The sequence below is a fragment of the Klebsiella sp. EMBS2024 genome, from assembly GCF_036233805.1.
Lineage (GTDB): Bacteria > Pseudomonadota > Gammaproteobacteria > Enterobacterales > Enterobacteriaceae > Klebsiella > Klebsiella pneumoniae.
In genome coordinates, this window is record NZ_JAZARW010000001.1 from 2,970,420 (window position 1) to 2,988,968 (window position 18,549).

An 18,549-nucleotide genomic window follows, 5' to 3' on the forward strand; every position below is an offset into this window, starting at 1 on the left:
TGATGTGGTGCGTTGCTTGTTATGGTGATTGCCGATCAATCCTGCAGTTTTTGTGCCATCTTCCTGGTGCGTGCCGGGAACAGGGTTAAATTTGTTAAAATAAAGTTGCAGGATTGTCTTAAAAGGGAAGATACCAGCATTACTGGCGAAACCGCAGCGCCTGAGCGCAAAAAGACGAAATAAATGTCGAGGATTTGATCGCGGCAACAAATTTGCACCACCGCAGCGCAAGCGTACATTTCATGCACCACTATAGTGCGACACTAGGCCCCCTGCCAGCGGGTAAACAAGTCGTGCTCCAGACTAATATCAAATTGATCGAGTACCCGATTGACGGTCTGGTTGATGACATCGTCCAGGCTTTGTGGCCGGTGGTAAAAAGCCGGTACCGGCGGCATTATCACCGCCCCCAGCTCTGCGGCCTGAACCAGCAGACGCAGATGGCCCAAATGGAACGGCGTTTCCCGCACGCAGAGCACCAGCGGACGACGCTCTTTCAGCACGACATCCGCCGCCCGGGTCAGCAGGCCATCCGTATAGCTATGGACAATGCCCGAGAGCGTCTTCATTGAGCAGGGTAAAATCACCATCCCGGCGGTTTTAAACGAACCGGAAGAGATACTGGCGGCGATATCGCGGGCGTCATGCACCACATCGGCTAGCGCCTGCACCTCACGTACGGAGTAGTCGGTCTCCATGGCCAACGTCTGGCGCGCCGCCTGGCTGAGGATGAGATGAGTTTCAATATCCGGCACATCTCTTAGCACCTGCAGCATCCGCACGCCGTAAATGGCGCCGCTGGCGCCGGAAATGCCAATAATCAGTCGTTTCACGTTCTGTTACCCCTTGCGCGTGTGCCGCAGACTTTGCCGGATTATAGCCTCTGGCGCAACTATTGACGCACAGTTGAGGGGAGAAAAAAAGCCCGCCGTCCTTTCGGTACGGCAGGCCCGCGACGCGTGAACGGCTTAACCCTCGTTGTGCATCTCGAGGTTTTCGACTTCGTTCTGCAGCTGGACCGCTTTGGCATCATCGTTACGCAGGGAGTCAAGATAGTCGAGGTACTGCTGGTCGACATCCCGGGTCACATATACGCCGTTGAACACCGAGCATTCAAACTGCTGAATATCCGGGTTCTCCGCGCGCACCGCGTCGATCAGATCGTTGAGATCCTGGAAAATCAGGCCGTCGGCGCCAATGATCTGGCGGATCTCATCCACTTCGCGGCCATGGGCGATCAGTTCGTTGGCGGTCGGCATATCGATACCGTACACGTTCGGGAAACGAATTTCCGGCGCAGCGGAGGCGAGATACACTTTTTTCGCCCCTGCTTCACGCGCCATCTCAATGATCTGCTCCGAGGTGGTGCCGCGTACAATGGAATCATCGACCAGCAGCACGTTCTTATCGCGGAATTCCGCACGGTTGGCGTTGAGCTTACGGCGAACAGATTTACGACGCAGCTGCTGACCGGGCATGATAAACGTCCGGCCGACGTAGCGGTTCTTCACGAAGCCCTGACGATAAGGTTTGTCGAGAATGCGGGCGATTTCCAGCGCGATGTCGCAGGAGGTCTCCGGGATCGGAATAACAACGTCAATATCCAGATCTTCCCACTCGCGGGCAATCTTTTCGCCCAGCTTAGTCCCCATGTTGACGCGGGCGCTGTAGACGGAAATTTTGTCAATAAACGAGTCCGGACGGGCAAAATAGACGTACTCGAACAGGCACGGGTTGCTGACCGGATTATCGGCACACTGACGGGTATAGAGCTGGCCCTTCTCGGTAATATAGACCGCTTCGCCCGGCGCCACATCGCGCAGGAATTCAAAACCAAGCGTATCAAGGGCCACGCTCTCCGAGGCCACCATATACTCGGTGCGACCGTCGCCAACGTCACGTTTACCCAGCACCAGCGGACGAATGCCGTTAGGGTCGCGGAAGGCCACCATGCCATGCCCGATGATCATCGCCACGCACGCGTACGCGCCGCGGATCAGGCGGTTGGTCGCCGCAATCGCCGCGAAGATGTTGTCCGCTTCCAGCGGGTAGTGACGGAAGTTATCCAGCTCACTGGCGAAAATATTGAGGAGGATTTCGGAATCAGAGGTGGTATTGATATGGCGGCGTTTTTCTTCAAACAGCTTTTTACGCAGCTCGTGCGCATTGGTCAGGTTGCCGTTATGCGCCAATGTGATGCCATACGGCGAGTTAACGTAAAACGGCTGCGCCTCGGAGGCGCTGGAGCTGCCCGCCGTAGGATAACGCACGTGGCCAATACCCATATTGCCCTGCATACGCTGCATGTGGCGGGCCTCGAATACGTCGCTTACCAGCCCGTTAGCCTTACGCAACCGGAAGCAGTTGTTGGCATCAATGGTGATGATGCCAGCGGCATCCTGTCCACGGTGCTGGAGCACCGTTAGCGCATCATAAATCGACTGGTTAACCGGCATAACACCGGCGATACCGACAATACCGCACATACGTCTTTTCCTCGTTCAGCAACGACCTAAAGTCTATACTTTAGGCAAGAAACTTGACGAGCTTTGCAGGTATTCAAAAAACCATCTGATGACGGGGGTAAAATAGGGAATAAACTGCGACTGATGCCAGTCATCGCTCTTCGCCATCCCGGTAAAGGTGTCCAGGAAGAACAGGATAGCGGCGATGATCAGCACCCCACGTAGCGCGCCGAAGCAGATCCCCAATACCCTGTCGGTTCCTGACAAACCGGTCTTCTCCACCAGCTGGCCTATCACATAGTTCACGATAGCGCCAACGATGAGCGTCACGATAAACAGCGCCGCAATAGCAATCCCATTTCGAACCCGTTCATCCTCAAAGCCCGTAAACCAGACAGACAGGTCAGCGTAGTAATGGCTGGCGACATAAAACGCGCAACCCCACGTGACTAACGATAAAGCTTCGCGAACAAAGCCGCGGATCAGGCTGACCAGGCAAGAAAGACCCAGCACCGCCATAATGGCGTAATCAATCCAGACCATATACGTCCCACGATTTACGCCCTGTCGTCCAGTTCGGGGCGCATTCTAACAGAAAAAGAAAACGTTTGCGTAGGGATTTCCATGCCCTACAGAAATAAAAATGGCGCTGAAAAAACATTCAACGCCAGACTGCCTTTCGCCTCTTCAGGGCGGCTGAGACAGGGTTTGCGGGGCGTTTCTCCCCGCCACGTTCTCTCCGCATGGCGGAAAAAACAATCAGTTCGGGGTGAAGCCCATCACCACCCCGCTAAGCCCGGAGATCTGCTGCAGATCGCCCAGCTGGCCTTTCAGCTTGTCTTTTGACGCATCCGGGCCGACGAGGATGCGGGTAATTTTACCCTGTACCGGCGTCGAAGGCGACGTATAGACTTTGAAACCCGAGGCCCGCAGTTTACCGACAATCTCATTCACCTTATCGGCGTTCTTCAACGCGCCCAGCTGAACCACATAGGCTTTGCCGGTCGGCGCCGGCAGGGCCGCCTGCTGCTGCGGTGGCTGTTGCTGCTGTGGCTTAGCCGGCGGCGGCGTTGGCGTCGCGGCCTGCTGTTGCGGCTGCGGTTTCGGCTGCGGCTTGGGCTGCGGTTTCGCGGCCACCACCGGCTCCTGAACGTCATCGAAGCTGTTGCTGTTCACCGGAATACGCGATGGATCTAACGATGGCGCGGCGGCATCGCCCGCCCGCACCTCTTCCGCCGCCCCTTCCGGCGGTTGCGAAGGCAACGCCTGGGTTGCCGCCGGCAACATATCCGGTTCATCGCGATCGCCTGGTTTCGGTACCAGCGGGATCGCGGCAAACTCATCCTGGTAATGCTTTTTCTGCCCGTCCAGCAGCCCTGGCAGGATAATCACCCCCAGCGCCACCAGCACGATTGTCCCGACTAAACGGTTCTGAAACTTACTCGCCACCGATTCTCCCCGCGTCTATCTCTTCCATAACCTGCGCTACGGTGTGAAACGAACCACACACCAGCACGGTATCTTCCACTTTAGCGTCAGCCATGGCCGCACGCCACGCCTGCGCCACGCTGCTATAGACTGTACCGCAGCGCAGATGTTCCACCAGCTGCTCTGCCGTCGCGCCGCGCGGGCCTTCCAGCGGCGCGCAGTACCAGGCATCGACTTCCGGAGCCAGATTGGCCAACGTGCCGGCGATGTCCTTATCATGCAGCATACCAATAACCGCCAGCACGCGTCCCGTTTTCGCTAACGTTTTGAGACGCCCGGCGAGATAGGCCGCCGCGTGCGGGTTGTGCGCCACATCGAGGATCACTCGCGGGGCGTCGCTGATTATCTGAAAGCGTCCCGGGAGCATCGCATCGCGGATCCCTGCGCGCAGGATAGCGTCATCCACGGCAAGCCCGCTGGCGCGCAGCGCCGCCACGGCCGTCGCCGCATTCGGCAACGGCACCTGAGGCAGAGGCAGGTGGCTTAACGCCCCTGCCGTATCGCGGAAGGACCACATTTCGCCCTCCACCTCATAGCGCCAGTCGACGCCGCGGCGCTGGAGCAGCGCGCCCTTCTCGCTAGCCACTTCCGCGATGGTGAGCGGCATATCCGGCTCCCCCACCACCGCCGGTTTACCGGCGCGAAAGATGCCCGCTTTTTCCCGGCCGATACTTTCGCGATCCGGGCCCAGCCAGTCGGTATGATCGAGGGCGATGCTGGTGACCACCGCGACGTCGGCATCAACGATGTTGGTGGCGTCGAGACGCCCGCCGAGCCCGACCTCAAGGATCACCACATCCAGCTGCGCCTGCTTAAACAGCCACAGCGCCGAGAGCGTGCCGTATTCAAAATAGGTCAGCGAGATGTCACCCCGCGCCGCTTCGATTTCAGCAAACGAAGCCGTATGCGCCGCCTCCGGCAGTTCAGCCCCCTGAATGCGCACGCGTTCGGTGTAGCGCACCAGATGCGGAGAGCTGTAGACCCCCACTTTATAACCGGCCGCCATCAGGATGGTTTCCAGCGTGCGGCAGGTGGTGCCTTTGCCATTGGTGCCCGCGACGGTAAAAACGAACGGCGCCGGTTTAACGATATCCATCTGCCCGGCGACCTCGCTGACGCGCGCCAGCCCAAGGTCGATGGTTTTACTGTGCAGATGTTCCAGATAAGAAAGCCACGTAGCCAGGGGCGACGTGGCCTGAGGAATAGGATCTTTTTCCATGATGCCCGTAAGAATTGACGGTTAACGCGTATGAATAAAAAAGGGCAGCGCCGCCAGGCCCTGCCCTCTGCTTTATCAGGCCTCAGGTTCCTGATCCGGTGCCGGCGGCACCACCACGCCTTCATGAGGCGCTTCCGAAACGGCAACCGGCGCCGGCAGGTTCATCAGCTTCGCCAGAATGCTGGCCAGCTTGAGACGCATTTCCGGACGGCGAACGATCATATCGATCGCCCCTTTTTCAATCAGGAACTCACTGCGCTGGAATCCCGGCGGCAGCTTCTCGCGTACGGTCTGCTCGATAACGCGAGGACCGGCAAAGCCGATCAGCGCTTTCGGCTCGGCAATGTTCAGATCGCCCAGCATCGCAAAGCTCGCCGATACGCCGCCCATGGTCGGGTCGGTCAGCACGGAGATGTACGGCAGTCCGCGCTCCTGCATTTTCGCCAGCGCCGCGGAGGTTTTCGCCATCTGCATCAGCGACATCAGCGCTTCCTGCATACGGGCGCCACCGGAGGCGGAGAAGCAGATCAGCGGGCAGTTATCTTCCAGCGCCTGCTCCACCGCGCGTACAAAGCGTGCGCCGACGACGGAACCCATCGATCCCCCCATAAAGGAGAATTCAAAGGCGGCGGCAACCACCGGCATCGCGTAGAGCGTACCTTTCATCACCACCAGCGCGTCTTTCTCGCCCGTCTCTTTCTGAGCGGACGCCAGGCGGTCTTTGTATTTTTTTGAATCGCGGAACTTCAGCACATCTTTTGGCTCAAGTTCGCTACCCAGTTCTACCAGAGAACCTTCATCCAACAGGCTATGCAGGCGATTACGCGCCGACATGCGCATATGGTGATCGCACTTAGGACAAACCTCCAGGTTGCGCTCCAGCTCGGCGCGGTAGAGTACCTGACCGCAGCTGTCGCACTTGGTCCATACACCCTCAGGAATGCTCGCCTTGCGGGTGGGAGTGATGTTGCTTTTAATTCGTTCAATCCAGCTCATTGATAACCTTTCTGCCTGAACCTGGTCGATGCCAGTTTTGTCGTAAGGGGCGCATAATGCCATTTTTGCCTCTTACAGACCATGAATGTTGCACATTAAATCATATCATCCCGGAACATGGGATAAAAAAGTGGTCAAACCGCTGCGCGTGACGCTCTGCACCGCCACGCGCAACACAGGCTAAACTACTTCGCCTGCTTCGCCGCCGCCCGCTTGTGGCGAATAATCTCAATCACGCCCGGCAGGACGGAAAGCACGATGATCGCCACGATCAGCAGCTTCAGGTTCTCCTGCACCACCGGCAAATCGCCAAACAGATAGCCGGCATAGGTGAACAGCAGCACCCACAGCAGCGCCCCAACCACNTTATAGGCTGCAAAATGACGATAGGACATATGCCCCATTCCCGCCACAAACGGCGCGAAGGTTCGGACTATCGGCACAAAGCGCGCCAGGATAATGGTTTTCCCGCCGTGACGTTCGTAAAAGCTGTGGGTTTTATCCAGATAGCTGCGACGGAATATCTTTGAGTTCGGATTGCTGAACAGCTTTTCGCCGAACAGCCGGCCAATGGTGTAGTTGACCGCATCGCCGACGATGGCCGCGATGACCATCAGCAGTACCATCAGGTGGACATTGAGATCGTTGGTTGGCAAGGCCGAGAGCGCGCCCGCGACGAACAGCAGGGAATCGCCCGGCAGGAATGGCGTCACCACCAGCCCGGTTTCGCAGAACAGAATCAAAAACAGAATGGCATAAACCCAGACGCCATACTGGGCAACCAGTTCGGCAAGGTGCACATCAATATGCAGGATGAAATCAATTAAAAAGTGAATCAAGTCCATGTTTGTCTTTACCCTTAATGACCCTATTAGTCCGCCAGAAACAGCGGGCCCATTGGCAGCACCGGTAAATCATAGTGGGCCGGGTAATCCACCGACACCAGATACAACCCTTCCGCTTTTGCCGTTGCCGCAGCGAGCGTCCTGTCTTTTGCTGCCAGCAGTTCTGCCATCCAGCTCTCCGGCTGGTTTCCGGCCCCGACCTCCATCAGGCTGCCTACAATATTCCTGACCATATGATGTACAAAGGCATTCGCTTTGATATCCACCACCACATACGCGCCGTAGCGGGTAACGTTAATATGCATCACGTTGCGCCACGGGGTACGCGACTGGCACTGTACCGCGCGAAACGAGGTAAAGTCATTCTCTCCCAGCAGACACTGCGCGGCGCGCTGCATACGCTCGGCGTCGAGCGGCTGGTGAAAATGCGTCACGCCATGACTTAACACCGCCGGACGCAGGCGATGATTATAGATGACGTAGCGATAGCGGCGCGCCGTGGCGCTGAACCGGGCGTGAAAATCCGCCGGTACATGTTTGACCCAACGCACCGCGATGTCACCAGGTAAATTCGCATTTACCCCCAGCGTCCAGGCGGCATCTTTCCGCTGCGCCCGGGTTTCGAAATGCACCACCTGGCCGGTGCCATGGACGCCGGCGTCGGTGCGGCCGGCGCAAAAGACGGTAATCGGTTCGTTCGCCACCTGCGAGAGCGCCTTTTCCAGCTTCTCCTGCACGCTGCGCACTTCGTTTTGCCGCTGCCAGCCGTAATATTTGCTGCCGTCGTACTCGATGCCCAGCGCGATTTTACAGATCGGCTGTTGCTCCATCTCAGACATCAGTACAGGTACTCCTCAATCAGCTTCTCGGCGATCTTCACCGCCATCAGCGCGCCGCCGAAGCGCACATTATCCGCTACCGACCAGAACTGTATCTGCTCCGGCATACCGTAATCGTTATGCACGCAGCCGATGGAGAGGCGGGCATTGCCTGAGGCATCGCCAACCTGAGTCGGGAATTCGCCCTCTTCAGAAAGTTCGATATCCTCGCCGCGGGTAAAAGCGTCGCGCGCCTCCTCCGCCGCCAGCGGGCGCATCGCTTCGAAGCTCACCATCTGCGCATGGCCGTAGAAGACCGGCGACTGAACGACGCTGGCGGAGATCATCAGCCCGTCATCCTGAAGAATTTTGCGCGCTTCATCGACGATCCGGCGCTCTTCGCGCACGCTACCTTCACGATCCGGCAGCAGCGGCAGCATGTTGAACGCCAGCTGGCGACCAAAGAAATCGTCTTCATCGATAGGGATGCCGTTCAGCAGCTTAGCGCTCTGCCCCGCCAGCGCATCCACCGCTTTTTTCCCCTGCCCCGAGGCGGAGAGCAGGTTCGTGACGCTAATGCGCGACAACCCGCCCTGATCGATCAGCGGTTTGAGCGCCGTCAACAGCTGACTGGTCAGGCTATTAGGCACCGCAATCAGGTTGCGGTTGCGATAATCGCCTAATACGAACGGGTTCACGTCCGGCACCACCAGCGGTACGTCCGGCTCCAGCGCAAACAGGCCGCTGAGATCGATAACCAGACACCCGGCGTTGGTCGCTTCTTCGACATACGCTGCACTGGCTTCGACGCCGGCGGCGAAGAAAGCCAGCTGGGCCTGGGTCCAGTCAAATTCGGCGGCGTCTTTGACGATCACCGACTTGCCACCAAAACGCAGATGTTCGCCCGCGCTGTCGTTGCGCGCCAGAGCAAAAATCTCTCCTACCGGGAACTGGCGTTCAGCAAGAGTTTCGAGCAGGGCTTCGCCTACGGCGCCCGTTGCGCCCAGTACGGCAATATTCCAGCCTTCAGACATGGTGGTTAACTCCAGAAATAAAGCGGCCCCGCCGGAGTATCCGGCAGGGGCATTAAGAAGACATTAACGAACAGGATGATGCACGGCGTTAAAACCGAGCTGGCGCAACAGCGTCGCCGCCTGCTCATCGCTGCACTGCACATACAGCGAAGACCATTCGCGACGTTCCTGATAATTTTTACGCAGCTTGTCGAATTCACCGGCGACGCCGGCCACCTTCCGCAGCGGCGCATCATCGCGGCGCACATCATACACCAAGTGGACCAGTCTTTTCAGCGTCGGCTGATCGAGCGGTCCATGCAGGGTAATGCGGCCAAATTCCGGCGCCGGCAGCAGAGTGTCCAGCGCTACCTGCTGCGGATGGCCGATAAAGGCGCTGTAGGCTTCAAAAACCTGCGTCGTCCCGCGCGCTTTCCCTTCGAGGGTGTAGCCGGCGATATGCGCGGTACCGATATCCACTAGCTTGAGAAGCTCAACGTTTAGATCCGGCTCCGGCTCCCAGACGTCCAATACCACACTCAGCGGCTGACCAGCTTCCAGCCGCTTTAGCAGTGCGGCGTTATCGACCACCGGCCCGCGGCAGGCGTTGATCAAAATCGTTCCAGGCTTCAGGCGGCTTATCAGCGCCTCATCCGCCAGATGCAGGGTTTTATATTGCCCTTCTTTATACAGCGGCGTATGGAAGGTGATGACATCGGCTTCCTGGACCAGCGCCTCGAGGGAGCGGAAGTCACCTTCGTCGCCGCGATGGGCGCGCGGTGGGTCGCAGAGCAGAGTTTTGATCCCCAACGCTTCCAGGCGCTTTTGCAGTCGCCCGCCAACGTTACCGACGCCGACGATCCCGACGGTGCGATCGCGCAGCGCAAAGCCGTCGCGTTCAGCCAGCATCAGCAGCGATGAAAAGACGTACTCTACCACCGCAATGGCGTTACAGCCGGGCGCCGCAGAGAAACCAATCTCCGCCTGCTGCAGCCACTCCTGATCGACGTGATCGGTGCCGGCGGTAGCGGTGCCGACGAACTTAATGGCCTTGCCGGCGAGCAATGCTTCATTGACCCGGGTGACCGAGCGCACCATTAGGGCATCCGCATCGGTCAGGGCATCGGCCGGGACCGGACGGCCTGGGATCGCCTGCACGTCGCCTAAACGGCTAAAAAGCTCACGGGCATAGGGCATATTTTCATCAACGAGGATTTTCACAGTTCAGTACCTGTCTGAGAACGAGAGTTAACTGGGGAAGTGTGCCATAATCTGGCCGCCAGGCATACTCATCACCTGGTTCCAGCACCGCGATATCGAAAGGATGAATCATGACGCACCCCCTTGCTGATATGCCAGACCGTCCTCCAGGGCGAGGCCCATCAGGCACTGCCGCCACCGGCGAACCTTCGCTTTCCATGCAGCAACGCACCGTTCTGGAGCGACTGATCACGCGCCTGGTGGCGCTGACCTCGCAGCAGAACGCGGAAGTGTGGGCCTGCGTCAAACATGACCTCGGACTGAAAGGCGACTCGCCCCTGCTGGCCTGCCATTTCAACGCCGCGGAGGCCAGTCTCAACCAGCGCTTAGCCGCCGCTCAGGATAATCATCATCATCGCCAGACCTTAGCGCAGCTCAGCGATCTGCTCGGTCAGGGCAATAACCGCCAGGCGGTGAGCGATTATATTCGTCAGCATTATGGGCAAACGGCGCTGCATGCCCTTAGCCAGACGCAGCTGGAGACCATTCTGCATCTGCTGCAGCATGGCCAGCTGTCGATCCCGCAGCCGCAGCAGCGCCCGCCGACCCTGCGCCCGCTGTTGCCAGCCGAGCATAATACGCTCAATCAGCTGGTGACTAAGCTGGCGGCCGCCACCGGCGAACCAAGCAAGCTGATTTGGCAATCCATGCTGGAGCTTTGCGGCGTCAAGTCCGGGGAGCTGATCCCGGCGACGCACTTCCTGCCGCTTTCGTACTGGCTGCAGGCGCGACAAACGCTGAGTGCGCAAAGCGCGCCGACGCTCACCTCGCTGCAGGGAGCGCTCAAGCAGCCGCTGGAGGCCGCGGAGTGGCAGACAATTGTCGACTTTGCCCGTCGCAGCTGGCAGGTCACGCCGCGGACCACGCTGAGCCCGGCGCAGATCCTGGCGCTGCTGAACAAGGTGTTTGTGCTGCGGGTGGCCCGCGCCCAGGAGACGCTGGCCATCCCGCAGGAGGAGCCTGTCGCCAGGCGGACGTGGAGCGCTAAGCCGTGGCAGCTGGCGCTGGGCGCGGTTGTCCTGCTCCTTGTGCTGTGGCTCCTGCTGTAGCCCAGCAGCCACCGGCGGCGTTTACGGCTCCCCTTCATGCCAAACGCCGCGGTGTTTCCTACAGCGTTTTCAGGCCGGACAATAACCTAGCGGCGAAATGAGATAAGGGTGACGAGGATCCCCAGCGCCGCGCAGAGGGCGCCGGCAAGGAACACCGACGAGTAGCCCAGCGAGGTCGCCAGCAGGCCGGTCAGCGGCCCGGTCAGGCCATAGGAGATGTCCTGAAAGGCCGCATAGCCGCCGAGCGCGGTGCCGCGCACCTGCGCCGGGACGCGCTTCACTACTTCCACGCCAAGTGAGGGGAAAATAAGCGAACAGCCGCACCCGGTCAGCGCCGCACCGGCCAGCGCCAGCCAGGCATTCGGCGCCAGTCCCAGCAGCGTCAGACCAACCGCCTCTATCAGCAGCGAGACCATCGCCACCTTAACGCCGCCAAACCGATCCGGCATCCAGCCGAACAGCACTCGCATCAGCACAAAGGCGCCACCAAACGCCGTCAGGGTAAAGCCGGCCATTGGCCAGCTATGGCTGGCGAAATAGAGGGAGACGAAGGTGCCGATCACCGCAAAGCCGACACCCTGCAGGCCCAGGCCAATGCCCGGCCGCCAGATCATGCCGATGACGCTCCAGAGTGAAGGCCGCTCGCCTCCGTGGGCCGCCACNTTGCGCACGGTACCGTTAATAAGCCAGGCGACGAGCGGTAGTCCCATGGTGACACAGGCCAGCACCGCCACGCCAAAATGGCTATAGATCAATAATCCCAGCGGGGCGCCCACCGCCAGCGAGCCGTACATCGCCATGCCGTTCCATGACATCACTTTGCCGGAACGGGCCGGTCCCACCAGNCCCATCCCCCAGCTCAGGTTTCCGGTCAGCAGCTGGCTTTCGCCAAACCCGAGGATCAAGCGGCCCAGCAGCAGCAGGCCGAGCCTGGCGAGCACCGGCAGCGGCAGCAGCGCAGCGGCCAGCCATGCCGCGCCCGCCAGGGCGCAGGCCAGCATCCCCTGCAGGACGGAACGTTTAGCGCCGTACTGGTCTGCCAGACGTCCGGCGTACCCCCGGGTCAGAACGGTGGCGAGGAACTGGATCCCTACCGCCACGCCAACCACGGTGTTGCCAAATCCCAGCTCCTGATGGACAAAGAGCGGGATCACCGGCAGCGGCAAACCAACGGTCATATAGGTCAAAAAGACGGCAAACGTAATACGGAAAAGCGAAAAATTCGCCGAAGAATTGGATGTTGTTTCAGTAACTGCGGACATGCATTACTCCAGATTCGCAGAGTAAGGCGAGCAAAGCGACACGCCCCCTCCACCTGATTATCAGGGTTAAGGCGCGTTGGTTGACGTTAAACGCTTACGCATTAGTGGAGAGACTAATGGATCCGCGAGCAGTGTGCCTGCGGGCTCTTACCCTGTCAAGATGACAAAAAAGGGGAGCCGGTGGCTCCCCTTTGCGCATCACATGCTGATTAGGCGTTGTATTTACGCATCACCAGCGTGGCGTTGGTGCCGCCGAAGCCGAAGCTGTTGGACATTACGGTGGTCAGCTTAGCGTCCGTCGGTTTGGTGACGATGTTCAGGCCGGCAGCCTGCTCGTCGAGCTCTTCAACGTTGATGCTCGGCGCGATAAAGCCGTGCTCCAGCATCAGCAGGGAGTAGATGGCTTCCTGTACGCCCGCCGCGCCCAGCGAGTGGCCGGTCATCGCTTTAGTTGCCGAAATAGCCGGGCTGTTGTCGCCGAATACTTCGCGGATGGCGCCCAGCTCTTTCACGTCGCCGACCGGAGTGGAGGTACCGTGGGAGTTCAGATAGTCGATCGGCGTATCAACGCCATGCATCGCCATCTGCATGCAGCGCACTGCGCCTTCACCAGACGGGGCGACCATGTCCGCGCCATCGGAGGTCGCGCCATAGCCGACGATTTCGGCATAGATGTGCGCGCCACGCGCCAGGGCGTGTTCCAGCTCTTCCACCACGACCATACCGCCGCCGCCGGCGATAACGAAGCCGTCACGGTTAGCATCATAGGTACGGGACGCTTTTTCCGGGGTGTCGTTGTATTTAGTGGACAGCGCGCCCATGGCGTCGAATTCGCAGGCCATTTCCCAGCACAGCTCTTCGCCGCCGCCGGCAAAGACGATGTCCTGTTTGCCCAGCTGGATCTGCTCTACCGCGTTACCAATACAGTGGGCGGAAGTGGCGCAGGCCGAGCTGATGGAGTAGTTAACGCCGTGAATTTTGAACGGCGTAGCGAGGCAGGCGGAAACGCCGGAAGCCATCGCTTTGGTGACCACATACGGGCCCACGGCTTTCAGACCACGCGGGCTACGCATGGCATCGGCGCCGAAGACCTGGAATTTCGGGGAACCGCCGCCGGAGCCTGCGATCAGGCCGACACGCGGGTTATTCTGATATGCTTCAGGCGCCAGACCTGCGTCGGCAACAGCCTGTTCCATGGACAGGTAAGCATAGATGGAGGCGTCGCTCATAAAGCGCACTACTTTGCGGTCAATGAGGCCAGTGGTATCCAGTTTGACGTTGCCCCATACGTGGCTGCGCATCCCTGAATCTTTAAGCTCCTGAGAGAAAGTGATCCCTGAACGTCCTTCACGCAGAGATGCCAGGACTTCCTGCTGGTTATTACCGATGCTGGAAACGATGCCCAAGCCAGTAATCACTGCACGTTTCATTAAATACCTCTGTAAGTCGCACTATTTTAAGTTTCGTGTCGCACAATAGCGTACACTTGTACGCCGAACAAGTCCGATCAGACATTTTGTGTATAAATTTGCGCCCTCAGGCACACATCGTTAAGATCGTGCTACGCCTTGTGATTCGAGTAACTTACGTGAAACAAAACGCCATACAACCCGCCAACCTGGAATTCAACGCTGAGGGTACACCTGTTTCCCGAGATTTCGACGATGTTTACTTTTCCAATGACAACGGTCTGGAAGAGACTCGCTACGTTTTTCTCGGCGGAAATCGCCTGCCGGAGCGCTTCCCCAGCCACCCTCGCCCGCTGATGATCGTCGCGGAGAGCGGCTTCGGCACCGGGCTCAATTTCCTCACCCTCTGGCAGGCGTTTGACGTTTTTGTTCGTGATAACCCGGACGTTACCTTGCAAAGGTTACATTTCATCAGTTTTGAAAAATATCCGCTGAAGGCTGAGGATCTCCGCCTGGCGCACCAGCGCTGGCCAGAGCTGTCTCCGTGGGCGCAGCAGCTGCAGGCGCAATGGCCGTCGGCCTTCGGCGGGTGCCATCGTCTGCTGCTCGACGGCGGGCGGGTGACGCTCGATCTGTGGTTTGGCGATATCAATGAGCTGACCAGGGAGCTGGATGATTCGCTGAACCAGCAGGTGGACGCCTGGTTTCTTGACGGCTTTGCCCCGGCGAAAAATCCCGACATGTGGACTCAGGAGCTGTTCAGCGCCATGGCGCGCCTGGCGCGGCCCGGCGGGACGCTGGCCACCTTTACCTCCGCCGGTTTTGTCCGCCGTGGCCTGCAGGAGGCCGGCTTTACCATGCTTAAAAGCAAAGGCTTCGGCCGCAAGCGGGAGATGCTGACCGGCGAGATGGCGCAAACGCTGAGCTTTCCTGCGCGCGCCCCCTGGTTCGCTCGCAGTAGCAGCGATGCCCGCGAGGCGGCCATCATCGGCGGCGGGATCGCCAGCGCCCTGCTCTCCCTGGCGCTGCTGCGCCGCGGTTGGCAGGTGACCCTTTACTGCGCCGATGAGGCTCCAGCGCAGGGCGCCTCCGGCAATCGCCAGGGCGCGCTGTATCCGCTGTTAAGTCAGCACGATCCGGCGCTGGCGCGCTTTTTTCCGGCCGCCTTTACCTTCGCCCGCCGAATGTATGACGCGCTGCCGGTGATGTTCGATCACCAATGGTGCGGTGTTACCCAGCTCGGCTGGGATGAGAAAAGCACGCATAAAATCGCCCAGATGCTGGCGCTGAATTTACCCCCGGACATCGCCTGCGCGGTGACGGCGGAACAGGTTGCCGGGCTGACCGGCGTCGATACCGGCTGCGGCGGCATCACCTATCCGGCCGGCGGCTGGCTGTGCCCGCAGCAGCTCACCGCCGAGCTGCTGGCGCTGGCGGCCACGCGCGGACTGCACGTGCACTATGGTTATCCCGTCGAAACGCTCAGCGCGGAGGGCGATGGCTGGCTGCTCAATCAGCAGCGCTATCATCAGGCGGTGGTTCTGGCGAACGGCCACCGCATCACTGATTTTGCGCAAACAGCCCAACTGCCGGTCTACCCGGTTGGCGGCCAGGTCAGCCATATTCCCACCACCCCGCGGCTTGCCGCCCTGCGCCAGGTGCTGTGCTACGACGGCTACCTGACGCCACAGAATCCGCAAAATCAGCAGCACTGCATTGGCGCCAGCTACCACCGCGGGAAAACCGACACCAACTTCAGCGAAGAAGATCAGCAGCACAACCGGCAACGGCTGATCGACTGCTTCCCGGGCGCGGAGTGGCCGCAGGACGTGGATATCAGCGCCAACGACGCTCGCTGCGGCGTGCGCTGCGCCACCCGCGATCATCTACCGATGGTCGGCAACGTGCCGGACTACGCGGCAACATTGACGCAATACGCCAGCCTCCACGAACAACCGGATATCGCCGATAGCGCGCCGGTCTGTCGTAACCTGTTTATGCTTGGCGCGCTCGGGTCGCGCGGACTTTGCACCGCGCCGTTAAGCGCTGAGCTGCTGGCGGCGCAAATGAGCGCGGAACCGCTGCCGCTGGATAGCGACACCCTGGCGGCGCTGAATCCGAATCGGCTGTGGGTGAGAAAACTGCTGAAGGGAAAAGCGGTGAAATAAAACCATGAGGGCAGGCAATTTCCCGGGTACGGCTGACGCCTGACCCGGGCTACAACATGGCTCAGGCCTGATTTTTCGCCTGTTGATACAGGTTATGNCACATCCCCTGCACCAGAATTTGGTCCGGCGGCGACAGTTCGCCAGCGCTGATGGCTTTCTCCAGGCTCTGGCTAACTCTGCTGTGTACCGCGTCAGCAGAATGCTCGCCCTCACCTTCCAGCTCAGCCACCGCCAGCGTCAGGTGGCCGCGCAGATAACCGCCGGCAAACAGTTCATCATCACTGGCGTGGTCTACCATGTTGTCAATCAGCGCCAGAATGCGTGATTCAAACTCCGCGATCATCATCTTACCTCTTGTCATGTAATGTGCGGCCTTAGTGCAGGTCTTCCGGCCACGGAAAGTGTTCCGCCGTCAATGGCGGCGTTTGATAATAGTGTTGTAACGCGCGAATAAAGCGCGCCGGACGTTCGGGGATCCCTTGTTCAAGTAAAGTCATCACCCGAGCATGCACCCGGCGCTGGAAGGCGATGCGATCGGGCTCAACGTCCCCTTCCAGATTGTCACAGCTGACGTTAAACGGAAATCCCGCCGCCACGCAGAACAGCCACTCAAAGGCCTGCGGTTTCACCTCGACATCCTCAAACTGGCTTTGGGTCATCGCATCGCGGCCGTCCGGGCAGTACCAGTAGCCAAAATCTACTTGTTCGCGACGCGCCTTGCCGGCGACACACCAGTGAGAGATCTCGTGCAGGGCGCTGGCAAAAAATCCGTGCGCAAACACGATACGGTGATAGGGCGTTTCATCGTCAGCCGGAAGGTAGATCGGCTCATCGTCGCCTTTAATCAGGCGGGTATTAAATTCTTCGGCAAAGCAGCTGTCGAAAAGGTCTATCAGCTGCTGATAATGGTGTTGCTGTTGCATTAATGAATTCCCAACCACTGCAAAATCTCAGCCCCGTGGCTGTCATAAAGAAGTTTCGCGCTCATCACCGCCGAGACGATAACGATCATCGGCCGGATCAGCGACTGCCCTTTACTCAGCACCAGCCGGGACCCGGCGCGGGCGCCAATAAACTGGCCGGCCATCATCACAAAGCCGGTGGCCCAGATAACCTTTCCACCGATGATAAACAGCAGCAGGCCGCCGACGTTTGAGGTGGCGTTCAGCAGCTTGGCATGGGCCGTCGACTTGGCAAGGTTAAACCCGGCCAGAGTGACAAAAGCCAGGGCGTAAAACGAACCGGCGCCGGGGCCGAAAAAGCCATCGTAAAACCCTACGCTACCGCCGGCGACCAGCGCAAACGGCAGACCGTAAAGCCGACGCTGCCGGTCGGCTTCGCCCAGTTTCGGCATCAGCAGGAAATAAAGGCCGATGCCAATCACCAGCAACGGCAGGATCTGCTTCAGAATATCGGATTGTACGTGCTGCACCAGCAGCGCTCCGGCGGTTGAGCCGATAAAGGTCATCAGAATATTCAGCTTCTGATCGGCCAGATTAACCACCTTGCGGCGGACAAAATAGAGGGTCGCCGATAGCGACCCGCCGCAGGCCTGCAGCTTATTGGTCGCCAGCGCCTGGGCTGGCGGCATGCCGGCCGCCATCAGCGCAGGGACAGTCAATAAGCCCCCACCTCCCGCCAGTGAGTCAATAAAACCGGCCAGGATGGCGACAAAGAAGAGTACCACCAGCACCAGCGGCGATACGGCAAACAACTCGATAAAACTATCCATTACAGCACATGCTCATCCAGTAGCGCCTGGCAGGAAGGCGGCAGCGGCGGCGGCGTCTTCTTCACAGGGGGGGTAGACCCGGGTTTAGGTGGTTCGAACCAGCTCTGCAGCTCCGCTCCGCAGCCATCGCCGGGCGGCGGCGGCGCCTGATCCTCGCACTCCAGACTTCCCGCCGGGCAACGCAGTCGGACGTGCATATGAGCGCGATGCTGGAACCAGGGACGGACTTTACGCAGCCACTGGCGGTCGCTGCCCGCGTCCAGGCACAGCTGCTGTTTAATCGCCGGGTTGACGAAGATGCGGGTAACTTCGCTATCTTCCGCCGCCAGCTTGATAAGCTGGCTGATTTGCGGGCTCCATAGCGACGGCACCACATGCTTGCCATCGCTGGCGACCAGGTCCAGCGCCTGCGGCTTCAACAGCTGGGACGATGTCCAGCGCGTTTGCGGCAGCTGAAGGAAGATATCGACATCGAGGCCCGTCTGGTGGCTGGCGTGCCCGCCGTTAAAGCGCCCGCCCGCCGGCATCCCCATGTCGCCAATCAGCACGGTTCCCATACCTTTATTGTGCACCTGATTACTCAGGCGCTGAATAAACTGAACCAGATCCGGATGACCGAAGTAGCGACGCTGATCGGTACGCATCACCTGATAGCCGGGGGCACTCAGGGGGAGCGCCTCGGCGCCAACGATACAGCCATTGGAAAACGCGCCGATTGACTGGGCGCTGCCGCCGATCGGTTGGGTTATTTTCTGCCATGGCGTGGCGGCCAGGCTACCGGCGCTGGCCAACAGCGCAAGCAGTGCGATAACGGTGTTTTTCATG

19 protein-coding genes are annotated in these 18,549 nt (G+C 59.5%); 3 read left to right on the forward strand and 16 right to left on the reverse strand.

Annotated elements, in window-relative coordinates; translation table 11 throughout:
• Positions 1-21 precede the first annotated feature (21 nt).
• Positions 22-183, forward strand: a complete 162-nt coding sequence (locus VZP09_RS13650) for a hypothetical protein (protein WP_032415274.1) — start codon at positions 22-24, stop codon at positions 181-183.
• Between the two features lie 80 nt (positions 184-263).
• Here the strand turns inward: VZP09_RS13650 and VZP09_RS13655 are convergent, their stop codons facing one another.
• The 10 genes from VZP09_RS13655 to pdxB form a co-directional block, all read right to left on the reverse strand.
• On the reverse strand, positions 264-833 hold the full coding sequence (locus VZP09_RS13655; protein WP_002913212.1) for a UbiX family flavin prenyltransferase: 570 nt from the start codon (positions 831-833) through the stop codon (positions 264-266).
• Between the two features lie 135 nt (positions 834-968).
• Positions 969-2,486, reverse strand: coding sequence for an amidophosphoribosyltransferase (gene purF / locus VZP09_RS13660; protein WP_002913213.1), 1,518 nt, complete (start codon positions 2,484-2,486; stop codon positions 969-971).
• A gap of 33 nt (positions 2,487-2,519) precedes the next feature.
• Positions 2,520-3,008, reverse strand: a complete 489-nt coding sequence (gene cvpA / locus VZP09_RS13665) for a colicin V production protein (protein ID WP_002913214.1) — start codon at positions 3,006-3,008, stop codon at positions 2,520-2,522.
• A gap of 216 nt (positions 3,009-3,224) precedes the next feature.
• Positions 3,225-3,914 carry a cell division protein DedD gene (gene dedD / locus VZP09_RS13670; protein ID WP_004214089.1) on the reverse strand — a complete coding sequence of 230 codons (690 nt, stop codon included), beginning with the start codon at positions 3,912-3,914 and terminating at the stop codon, positions 3,225-3,227.
• On the reverse strand, positions 3,904-5,172 hold the full coding sequence (folC, locus tag VZP09_RS13675) for a bifunctional tetrahydrofolate synthase/dihydrofolate synthase (protein WP_135725914.1): 1,269 nt from the start codon (positions 5,170-5,172) through the stop codon (positions 3,904-3,906). The genes dedD and folC overlap by 11 nt, the downstream gene beginning before the upstream one ends.
• Positions 5,173-5,247: 75 nt before the next feature.
• Positions 5,248-6,168 carry an acetyl-CoA carboxylase, carboxyltransferase subunit beta gene (gene accD, locus VZP09_RS13680; protein ID WP_002913220.1) on the reverse strand — a complete coding sequence of 307 codons (921 nt, stop codon included), beginning with the start codon at positions 6,166-6,168 and terminating at the stop codon, positions 5,248-5,250.
• Positions 6,169-6,353: 185 nt separating this feature from the next.
• A complete protein-coding gene (locus VZP09_RS13685) occupies positions 6,354-7,013 on the reverse strand; it encodes a DedA family protein (protein WP_328795217.1) in 660 nt (219 codons plus the stop codon).
• A gap of 26 nt (positions 7,014-7,039) precedes the next feature.
• Positions 7,040-7,852 (reverse strand): tRNA pseudouridine(38-40) synthase TruA, encoded by an 813-nt coding sequence (truA, locus tag VZP09_RS13690; protein ID WP_002913226.1) that lies wholly within the window; start codon positions 7,850-7,852, stop codon positions 7,040-7,042.
• The gene (locus VZP09_RS13695; RefSeq protein WP_002913227.1) at positions 7,852-8,865 is read right to left on the reverse strand and encodes an aspartate-semialdehyde dehydrogenase; all 1,014 of its coding nucleotides are present in this window, start codon (positions 8,863-8,865) and stop codon (positions 7,852-7,854) included. The genes truA and VZP09_RS13695 overlap by 1 nt, the downstream gene beginning before the upstream one ends.
• A gap of 63 nt (positions 8,866-8,928) precedes the next feature.
• On the reverse strand, positions 8,929-10,065 hold the full coding sequence (gene pdxB / locus VZP09_RS13700; RefSeq protein WP_328795218.1) for a 4-phosphoerythronate dehydrogenase PdxB: 1,137 nt from the start codon (positions 10,063-10,065) through the stop codon (positions 8,929-8,931).
• 110 nt (positions 10,066-10,175) lie between these two features.
• On the opposite strand from pdxB, the gene flk reads away from it, so the two are divergent.
• Complete coding sequence (gene flk / locus VZP09_RS13705; protein ID WP_004149210.1) at positions 10,176-11,153, forward strand: flagella biosynthesis regulator Flk; 978 nt, start codon at positions 10,176-10,178, stop codon at positions 11,151-11,153.
• A gap of 86 nt (positions 11,154-11,239) precedes the next feature.
• Here flk and VZP09_RS13710 read toward each other — a convergent pair whose 3' ends face one another.
• Together VZP09_RS13710 and fabB are read right to left on the reverse strand one after the other, a co-directional pair.
• Positions 11,240-12,415: an MFS transporter gene (locus VZP09_RS13710; RefSeq protein ID WP_328795219.1), complete on the reverse strand. Its 1,176-nt coding sequence runs from the start codon at positions 12,413-12,415 to the stop codon at positions 11,240-11,242.
• Between the two features lie 209 nt (positions 12,416-12,624).
• On the reverse strand, positions 12,625-13,845 hold the full coding sequence (fabB, locus tag VZP09_RS13715; protein WP_002913291.1) for a beta-ketoacyl-ACP synthase I: 1,221 nt from the start codon (positions 13,843-13,845) through the stop codon (positions 12,625-12,627).
• Positions 13,846-14,003: 158 nt separating this feature from the next.
• Between fabB and mnmC the strand changes: the two genes are divergently transcribed.
• The gene (gene mnmC / locus VZP09_RS13720; RefSeq protein ID WP_032438778.1) at positions 14,004-15,992 is read left to right on the forward strand and encodes a bifunctional tRNA (5-methylaminomethyl-2-thiouridine)(34)-methyltransferase MnmD/FAD-dependent 5-carboxymethylaminomethyl-2-thiouridine(34) oxidoreductase MnmC; all 1,989 of its coding nucleotides are present in this window, start codon (positions 14,004-14,006) and stop codon (positions 15,990-15,992) included.
• Positions 15,993-16,053: 61 nt separating this feature from the next.
• On the opposite strand, the gene VZP09_RS13725 is transcribed toward mnmC, so the two are convergent.
• The 4 genes from VZP09_RS13725 to mepA are packed head-to-tail and all read right to left on the reverse strand — an operon-like array spanning position 16,054 to position 18,548.
• Entirely contained in the window at positions 16,054-16,335 is a 282-nt protein-coding gene (locus VZP09_RS13725) for a YfcL family protein (protein WP_328795491.1), read from the reverse strand.
• Positions 16,336-16,366: 31 nt separating this feature from the next.
• Positions 16,367-16,915, reverse strand: a complete 549-nt coding sequence (locus VZP09_RS13730; protein ID WP_004185005.1) for an elongation factor P hydroxylase — start codon at positions 16,913-16,915, stop codon at positions 16,367-16,369.
• Positions 16,915-17,724 carry a sulfite exporter TauE/SafE family protein gene (locus tag VZP09_RS13735; protein WP_002913340.1) on the reverse strand — a complete coding sequence of 270 codons (810 nt, stop codon included), beginning with the start codon at positions 17,722-17,724 and terminating at the stop codon, positions 16,915-16,917. The genes VZP09_RS13730 and VZP09_RS13735 overlap by 1 nt, the downstream gene beginning before the upstream one ends.
• The gene (gene mepA, locus VZP09_RS13740; RefSeq protein WP_004174960.1) at positions 17,724-18,548 is read right to left on the reverse strand and encodes a penicillin-insensitive murein endopeptidase; all 825 of its coding nucleotides are present in this window, start codon (positions 18,546-18,548) and stop codon (positions 17,724-17,726) included. The genes VZP09_RS13735 and mepA overlap by 1 nt, the downstream gene beginning before the upstream one ends.
• Between the last annotated feature and the right edge of the window lies 1 nt (position 18,549).

Coding starts and splice junctions, on each gene's coding strand:
- VZP09_RS13695 (WP_002913227.1), bottom strand. CDS start 8,865: ATGTCTGAAGGCTGGAATATTGCCGTACTGGGCGCAACGGGCGCCGTA.
- purF (WP_002913213.1), bottom strand. CDS start 2,486: ATGTGCGGTATTGTCGGTATCGCCGGTGTTATGCCGGTTAACCAGTCG.
- mepA (WP_004174960.1), bottom strand. CDS start 18,548: ATGAAAAACACCGTTATCGCACTGCTTGCGCTGTTGGCCAGCGCCGGT.
- fabB (WP_002913291.1), bottom strand. CDS start 13,845: ATGAAACGTGCAGTGATTACTGGCTTGGGCATCGTTTCCAGCATCGGT.
- flk (WP_004149210.1), top strand. CDS start 10,176: ATGACGCACCCCCTTGCTGATATGCCAGACCGTCCTCCAGGGCGAGGC.
- VZP09_RS13730 (WP_004185005.1), bottom strand. CDS start 16,915: ATGCAACAGCAACACCATTATCAGCAGCTGATAGACCTTTTCGACAGC.
- folC (WP_135725914.1), bottom strand. CDS start 5,172: ATGGAAAAAGATCCTATTCCTCAGGCCACGTCGCCCCTGGCTACGTGG.
- VZP09_RS13735 (WP_002913340.1), bottom strand. CDS start 17,724: ATGGATAGTTTTATCGAGTTGTTTGCCGTATCGCCGCTGGTGCTGGTG.
- cvpA (WP_002913214.1), bottom strand. CDS start 3,008: ATGGTCTGGATTGATTACGCCATTATGGCGGTGCTGGGTCTTTCTTGC.
- truA (WP_002913226.1), bottom strand. CDS start 7,852: ATGTCTGAGATGGAGCAACAGCCGATCTGTAAAATCGCGCTGGGCATC.
- VZP09_RS13650 (WP_032415274.1), top strand. CDS start 22: ATGGTGATTGCCGATCAATCCTGCAGTTTTTGTGCCATCTTCCTGGTG.
- accD (WP_002913220.1), bottom strand. CDS start 6,168: ATGAGCTGGATTGAACGAATTAAAAGCAACATCACTCCCACCCGCAAG.